The sequence below is a fragment of the Aminobacter sp. J41 genome (genome assembly GCF_000526635.1).
GTDB lineage: Bacteria > Pseudomonadota > Alphaproteobacteria > Rhizobiales > Rhizobiaceae > Aerobium.
Map to the genome: position 1 here is coordinate 1 of NZ_JAGL01000100.1, position 1,411 is coordinate 1,411.

General features: G+C 60.8%; 2 protein-coding genes and 1 tRNA gene. 2 read left to right on the plus strand and 1 reads right to left on the minus strand.

The genetic code is table 11. The features are described 5' to 3' along the window. Both L630_RS0120690 and L630_RS0120695 read left to right on the plus strand, forming a co-directional pair. A partial coding sequence (locus L630_RS0120690) for a porin (protein ID WP_210164334.1) occupies positions 1 to 812 on the plus strand: 812 nt, incomplete at its 5' end. Positions 813 to 833: 21 nt separating this feature from the next. Next, entirely contained in the window at positions 834 to 1,067 is a 234-nt protein-coding gene (locus L630_RS0120695) for a hypothetical protein (RefSeq protein ID WP_024850064.1), read from the plus strand. A gap of 261 nt (positions 1,068 to 1,328) precedes the next feature. Here the strand turns inward: L630_RS0120695 and L630_RS0120700 are convergent. Then, positions 1,329 to 1,405 (minus strand) — tRNA-Met (locus L630_RS0120700). Positions 1,406 to 1,411 lie beyond the last annotated feature (6 nt).

A 1,411-nucleotide genomic window follows, 5' to 3' on the forward strand; every position in this document is an offset into this window, starting at 1 on the left:
TCTCTTCGGGTTTGTGCTTCTTCTGGGGCATTCCAACGTCCTCCTACGGCTCAATAGCCTACTTCAGGGAGGACCACTTTTCAGGGGGCAGACCAGTGGTCTACGATACCGTGGAACCAAGGCCCCGGCCTGCAAAGCAGACAACCGAGTCGGTTCTTACCTTTACGACAGCGTCCATGACTGATCTTGGGCCGCTGTTGACCTTTGCGAGCCTGAAAGGCGCCCACTCATCCGGCACATCCATCCTTCACCTGGACCAGGCATTCATTGCAGCAGGTGGTTTCACCGTCGGACGGCGGAAATCGTTCTTCGACTACTCCACCGGCTACAACTTCACGGAAGGCTACGCATCGGACCGGACCACCAATCTGGCTGCCTATACGCACAGCCTCAGCGAAAAGGCATCCGTCACAGTCTCCCTTGAAGACAACAACGAACGGCGAGTGGATGACGGCGTCTGGGCGCTGCGCGGGACCCAAAACCTGCCGGACCTCGTTGTTGCGGCCCGGGTTGACGACAATCGCTGGGGCAACGCGCAGGCCAGCGTTGCCGTCCAGCAGCTCAGCGACGACCGCGTCACCGAATGCTGCGGGCCGCTGCGGTCAACGATCGCGTGGGCGGCATCGGCCGGCGTCGAGTTCAATCCGGTCATCCTGCGCCATGAGGGGCGCCTGCTGCTGGCGGCCGCCTATGCCGATGGCGCCATGTCCTATCTCGGGGATTCGCCTTTTGTCACCGACTACATGGTCGATGGCGACGGCAAGATCGTGCGCACCAGCGGTTTCTCGCTGCTTGCCTCCTATGAGTACTAATGGAGCCCGAAGCTGAAATCGATGCTGACGCTTTCGGGCCTGTTTGCCCGCACAAAGGGAAGAGATCTCGAATGGAAGCCGTCCGGCATGCTCGCCTCGCTCGGGCTCGAGTACCAGCCGGTGCCGAACCTGCGGCTTGGCATTGAGGGCAACTACTACCGCGACATCGGCCGCGCCCGCTACTACCGGATCGCCGGCGAGCGCAGCACGGCCTCGCTTGCGAAGCTGAAGACGTATGTGGCGAGGAATTTCTAGCGGCACGGCGCTGGCACTATTGCCGGGAGCAACGTCAAACCACCTCTTGATGCGTCGAGCTGCTGCACCGCAGCGTGCACCCTGATTGCTCCGCTAAGCATCTCGCTTAGGGCAAGCTGCGTCGCTTCTCTGGTTATGCCCGCAGGACGACTCGGTGAGGCCGTCAAGCAATCGATCCGTGGGTATCCCTTGGGGATCGATTGTAGGCCGAACGGGCTGCTCCTAGGAGCTCACGTATTCCGATGGATTTGAGGAAGGAATTGGTTGCGGGGGTTGGATTTGAACCAACGACCTTCAGGTTATGAGCCTGACGAGCTACCGGGCTGCTCCACCCCGCGATACCT